We start from the raw sequence: 5227 nt of genomic DNA on the forward strand, positions 1-5227 counted from the left end.
TCACCCCGTGCTCACCTTGCCGATCGCGGCGGCGACGCGCTGCCAGCGCGTGGGCAGCGTCGCGTCGACCTCGCCGGTCGCGGCGTGCGCGCGGCAGCCGCCGCGCTCGATCGACGCGTCGGTGCGCACGTTCCAGCCGAGCGCATCGAGATCGTCCTGCAGATAGGCTTCGACGACGGGCAGGTCGGCCGGATTCACCGCGAGATGCGGCGCGCCGGACAGCGCGGGTTCGGCCGCGAGCACGTCGCGCACGGCGGCAACCAGCGCGGCCGGATCGTGCTTCACGTGCTGGCGCACGACCTGCTGCGCGATGTCGAGCGCGAGCTGCGCGATGTCGGCGGCCAGATCGTGCTCGATGGTCGACACGGCCTCGCGGAACGACGCAGCGAGCGCCGCGAGCTGCGCGGCCTGTTCGCGCGCGTCGGCCTGGCCGGCTTCGAAACCCTGTTCGCGGCCCTGCTCGAAACCGGCCTGGTAGCCGAGCGCCTGGCCTTCGACATGGCCGGCCGCATGGCCTTCGGCGTGCGCGGCGTCGCGCACGCGCTGCAGTTCCTCGGCGAGCGCGGCGGCGGCCGCTGCCGCGTCGTCGGGCGGCGGCGGGGGCGGCGGCGGGTCGAACGACGCCATCTCCCACCGCTGGTAGGCGGTGAGGGTGCCCGCGCGATCGCTCGCCGAATCAGACATACGCGTCTTCCGCCTTGCCGCCGATCGCGATCGCGCCGCTCTCGGCCAGGTTGCGCACGATCTGCAGGATGCGGCGCTGCTGCGTCTCGACGTCGGACACGCGCACCGGGCCGCGCGCGTCGAGATCCTCGGCGAGCAGTTCGGCCGCGCGCTGCGACATGTTCGCGAGGAACTTCTGGCGCAGTGCCGGCGGCGCGCCCTTCAGCGCGATGATCAGCGTTTCCGACTCGACTTCCTTGAGCACCATCTGGATCGCGCGATCCTCGAGGTCGAGCAGGTTCTCGAACACGAACATCTGGTCGATGATCTTCTGCGCAAGTTCGGCGTCGTACTGACGCACGCTCTCGAGCACGCCTTCCTCATGCACGCTCGTCATGAAGTTCAGGATCTCGGCCGCGGTGCGGATGCCGCCCATCGGGCTGCGCTTCAGGTTGTCGCTGCCGGACAGCAGGCCCGTCAGCACGTCGTCGAGTTCGCGCAGCGCGGCCGGCTGGATGCCGTCGAGCGTCGCGATCCGCAGGATCACGTCGTTACGCAGCCGCTCGGTGAAGCACGACGCGATTTCCGATGCCTGGTCGCGGTCGAGGTGCACGAGGATCGTCGCGATGATCTGCGGATGCTCGTTCTTGATCAATTCGGCCACGGCGGCCGAGTCCATCCACTTCAGGCCCTCGATGCCGCTCGTGTCGCTGCCCTGCAGGATGCGGTCGATCAGCACGCCGGCCTTGTCCTCGCCGAGCGCCTTGGTCAGCACCGAGCGGATGTAGTCGCTCGAATCGAGCGACAGCGCGGTGTGCTGCTCCGCTTCCTTCGCGAATTCGTGCAGCACGTCCTCGACCTGCTCGCGCGTGACGTTCTTCAGCGCGGCCATCGCGGCGCCGATCTTCTGGACCTCGCGCGGCGCGAGGAACTTGAATACCTGCGCGGCTTCTTCCTCGCCGATCGACATCAGCAGGAGCGCGCTCTTGGTCAAGCCTTCAGCGTTCATCGGACACCCAGTTCTTCACGACGGTGGCGACGATCTTCGGATCCTGGCGGGCGATCGTGCGCGCGTAGTCGAGGTTGCGTTCGTAACGGTTCTTCTCGCTCTCGAACCCGAGCAGCAGCGAATCGGGTTCCTCGGCCTTCTCCGGCGCCGGCAGGCCGTCGAGCGCGACCGGATCTTCCGGCGCGGCGAGCGCCGGCGCGGCCGGCTCGGGCGGCGGGAACGCGCGGCGCATCGCCGGGCGCACGAACATGAAGTAGAGCGCCGCGGCGGCTGCCGCGATGCCGAGCCACTTCGCCGCTTCCTTCGCCATCGCGATCATGTCCGGCTGGCGCCACCACGGCAGGTCGGCGTACGGGTCGCTCGCGGTCGAGAACGCGCTGTTCACGACGTTCACCGAGTCGCCGCGCTTCGCGTCGTAGCCCATCGCATCCTTCACGAGCTGTTCGACCTGCGCGAGCTTCGCGGGCGGCAGCGGCTGCATCGTCACGTGGCCCTTCGCGTCGGCGACCGGCTGGTAGTTGACGACGACCGCGACCGACAGCCGCTTCACGCTGCCCATCGGCTGCTCGAGATGGCGGATCGTCTTGTCGACTTCGTAGTTGGTCGTCTGGTCCTTGCGGTCGCTCACCGGCGTCGTCTGCGGCGCGTTCGCGCCGTTGCCGGCGACGATCGGCGCGGATGCCGGCTGCGGCGGCGTGTTCGACAGCGCGCCCGGCACGCCCGACGCGCCGCCCTGCGCGAGTTCGGTCGAGCTGCTGGTCTGCTGGCTGCGGATCGCGGATTGCTGCGGATTGCCGTTCGGGCCGTAGCTTTCCGACGTCTGCTCGAGCTTCGAGAAATCGAGGTCCGCGCTGACCTGCGAGCGCGCGTTGCCCGCGCCGAAGATCGGCGCGAGGATCGCGTCGATGCGCTTCTGCGTGTTGTGCTCGACCTGCTGCACGTACTTGAGCTGGCTCGCGTCGAGGCCCGATGCCGACGCGGTCTGGGTCAGCAGGTTGCCGTCCTGGTCGACGATCGTCACGTTCTTCGCGGGCATGTCGGGCACGCCGGACGACACCATCCGCGTGATGGCCTGGACCTGGCCTTCGTCGAGGACGCGACCCGGGTAGAGGTCGATGAACACCGACGCGCTCGGCGCTTCCTTGTCGCGCACGAACACCGACGGCTTCGGGATCGCGAGATGCACGCGCGCGCCGCGCACCGCGTTGATCGATTCGATGGTGCGCTGCAGCTCGCCTTCGAGCGCGCGCTGGTAGTTGATCTGCTCGGCGAACTGGCTGATGCCGAATTTCTGGTTGTCCATCAGCTCGAAGCCGACCGAGCCGCCCTTCGGCAGCCCCATCGCGGCGAGCTTCAGGCGCGTTTCATGCACCTGGTTCGACGGCACGAGGATCGCGCCGCCGGCATCGGCGAACTTGTAGGGAACGTTTGCCTGCTGGAGCGCGGCAATGATCGCACCGCCGTCGCGATCCGACAGGTTGCTGTACAGCACGCGGTAGTCGGGCGCGCGGCTCCACAGCACGAGCGCGGTGATGACGGCGACCGCGAATGCGACGGCGATCAGGAACGGCAGCTTCGGGTTGCCCTTCATCCGCGAGATGCCGGGGATGCGTTCCGCGAAGCCGCCAAGCCCGAAGTCCGCGCCTGCGCCACCCACGCCTGGCAACGCGGCGGCCGCGGCGGCGCCTGGCGCCGGGCTGGCGAGGCCCGCGCGGGCGTCTGGGTTGATCAGCGAGTTGGCCTGCGAATCCATGCGTCGAGTTTCTCCGGAGCGGGACGACTGAGCTCGCTCGGACGAGCGGGCGGACAATGACACGATGCGATTATCGTGACCCGGGCCGCACTCCGATCGACCGAAAAGAGCGGGGTTTCCCCCGTACTTTCGCGGCTTTGACGCGCGGCGCGCTGCTATCCTTTTTCGGAATCCGGCATGGCGCGCGTGGTGCGGCGCCGGCGGATCTCCCGGTGCGTCCGGGTCTCTCTCTCAGTTTTGGGGACAGCATGACTGCGAACGTCAGCGGAATCGGTTCGGTGTTGCAACAGATGCAGTCGATGGCCGCGCAGGCGTCAGGCGGCGTCGCGAGCCCGACGGCGGCACTGGCCGGCTCGGGCGCGGCGACGGCCAGCACGTTCGCCAGCGCGATGAAGGCGTCGCTCGACAAGATCAGTGGCGACCAGCAGCACGCGCTCGGCGAGGCGCAGGCGTTCGAGGTCGGCGCGCCGAACGTGTCGCTGAACGACGTGATGGTCGACATGCAGAAAGCCAACATCGGCTTCCAGTTCGGGCTCCAGGTCCGCAACAAGCTAGTGAGCGCTTACAACGACATCATGCAGATGGCGGTTTGACACGGCGGCTATTCAGGGACACCGATCCGTGGACGGCCATCCGGCCTGGGCTGCGGGCCGGCCTTGCTGCGCCAGGCGGCACGCGCCGCTTGCCTAAAGCTTTCCAAATCCCTTCCGATAACTCCGGTGAAGGCCGCGTCGTGCGATGCACGGCGGCGGTTCCCGTATAGCCAAGGCACAACAAGGAGAAGCGCATGTTTTCCCCAGGACACGCTGGAGCCAGTGCATACGCGCGTGTCGGCGTCGAGACCGGGGTGATGGGCGCTTCCCCGCACCGGTTGATCGCGATGCTGTACCAGGGTGCGCGGCAGGCGGTTGCGCTCGCGCGCATGCATTTGCAGCAAGGCAATGTGTCCGCGCGCGGCGAAGCGATCGGCAAGGCGATCCGGATCGTCGACAGCGGGCTGAAGGCGTCGCTGAACCTCGATGCGGGCGGCGAGATCGCGGCGCGGCTGGATGCGCTGTATGCGTATATCACCCGGCGTCTGCTCGAAGCCAATGCGCAGGCGAGCGATGCGATGCTGGTCGAAGTCGACGGGCTGCTCGCGACGCTCGAGGAAGCATGGACGGGGATCGCCCCGGAAGTCGCGCGGATGGCCGCACAACAGGCAGTGGAAGCATCACGATGAATCGCAAGGCCGAATACTTCGAACGTTACGAGGCGCTCGCCGCCGTGTCGGGCCGGATGCTGGGCGCTGCCCGCAGCGCCGACTGGAGCGCGTTGCCGGAGTTGCAGGCCGAATTCATGCAGCTGGTCGACGGGTTGAGGGAGGCCGATCCGGGCGTCGTGCTCGACGAATCGGATCTCGGCCGCAAGCTCGACCTGATCCGCCGCATCCTGGCCGACGACGCCGCGATTCGCGATCTCGCGAGCCCGGATCTCGCGCGGCTGTCCGCGCTGTTCGAGGCGCGGCGCTCGACCAAGGTATTGACCGATCTCTACCGCGCGCGCGGGTAGGGCCCGTTTCCAGGGAAACGGGCGCGGGGGCGCACAAGCCCGTTGCGGCAGGCGCGCAGTTCCCGCGGACGGCACCGGCGTGCCGTGCCCGGATTCGCAACGATATGGCTGAGATGAGCAGGCTCCGATCATGACCGGTATCGACTCCGTTGCGGCGGCCCTGCTGGCGAGCCGCCTCGACAGCCTGCTGACCGGCACCGTGTCGGCGCCCGCGAGCGGCGGCGCGACCTCGCAGGTCGGCACGCCGGGCA

Annotated in this window: 6 protein-coding genes; 3 read left to right on the forward strand and 3 right to left on the reverse strand. The window is 68.6% G+C overall.

From position 1 onward, the window contains the following. Genes fliH through fliF form a run of 3 tightly spaced genes read right to left on the reverse strand, consistent with a single transcriptional unit; the run spans position 1 to position 3425 of the window. Positions 1-684, reverse strand: a complete 684-nt coding sequence (gene fliH / locus G3N98_RS38305; RefSeq protein ID WP_206151031.1) for a flagellar assembly protein FliH — start codon at positions 682-684, stop codon at positions 1-3. Further along, a complete protein-coding gene (fliG, locus tag G3N98_RS38310) occupies positions 677-1672 on the reverse strand; it encodes a flagellar motor switch protein FliG (RefSeq protein ID WP_069249110.1) in 996 nt (331 codons plus the stop codon). Before fliG ends, fliH begins: the two co-directional genes overlap by 8 nt. Beyond that, complete coding sequence (gene fliF / locus G3N98_RS38315; RefSeq protein WP_089426552.1) at positions 1662-3425, reverse strand: flagellar basal-body MS-ring/collar protein FliF; 1764 nt, start codon at positions 3423-3425, stop codon at positions 1662-1664. The genes fliG and fliF overlap by 11 nt, the downstream gene beginning before the upstream one ends. A gap of 248 nt (positions 3426-3673) precedes the next feature. Here fliF and fliE point away from each other — a divergent pair, with 248 nt between their 5' ends. The 3 genes from fliE (at position 3674) to G3N98_RS38330 (ending at position 4976) form a co-directional block, all read left to right on the forward strand. Continuing rightward, positions 3674-4018, forward strand: coding sequence for a flagellar hook-basal body complex protein FliE (gene fliE, locus G3N98_RS38320; protein WP_046544213.1), 345 nt, complete (start codon positions 3674-3676; stop codon positions 4016-4018). A gap of 194 nt (positions 4019-4212) precedes the next feature. Continuing rightward, the gene (fliS, locus tag G3N98_RS38325; RefSeq protein ID WP_089426551.1) at positions 4213-4647 is read left to right on the forward strand and encodes a flagellar export chaperone FliS; all 435 of its coding nucleotides are present in this window, start codon (positions 4213-4215) and stop codon (positions 4645-4647) included. Then, positions 4644-4976 (forward strand): flagellar protein FliT, encoded by a 333-nt coding sequence (locus G3N98_RS38330; RefSeq protein WP_206151032.1) that lies wholly within the window; start codon positions 4644-4646, stop codon positions 4974-4976. Before fliS ends, G3N98_RS38330 begins: the two co-directional genes overlap by 4 nt. Positions 4977-5227: the final 251 nt, after the last annotated feature.

Source organism: Burkholderia sp. Tr-20390 (assembly GCF_017104595.1).
Lineage (GTDB): Bacteria > Pseudomonadota > Gammaproteobacteria > Burkholderiales > Burkholderiaceae > Burkholderia.

Coding starts and splice junctions, on each gene's coding strand:
- fliH (WP_206151031.1), bottom strand. CDS start 684: ATGTCTGATTCGGCGAGCGATCGCGCGGGCACCCTCACCGCCTACCAG.
- fliG (WP_069249110.1), bottom strand. CDS start 1,672: ATGAACGCTGAAGGCTTGACCAAGAGCGCGCTCCTGCTGATGTCGATC.
- fliF (WP_089426552.1), bottom strand. CDS start 3,425: ATGGATTCGCAGGCCAACTCGCTGATCAACCCAGACGCCCGCGCGGGC.
- fliE (WP_046544213.1), top strand. CDS start 3,674: ATGACTGCGAACGTCAGCGGAATCGGTTCGGTGTTGCAACAGATGCAG.
- fliS (WP_089426551.1), top strand. CDS start 4,213: ATGTTTTCCCCAGGACACGCTGGAGCCAGTGCATACGCGCGTGTCGGC.
- G3N98_RS38330 (WP_206151032.1), top strand. CDS start 4,644: ATGAATCGCAAGGCCGAATACTTCGAACGTTACGAGGCGCTCGCCGCC.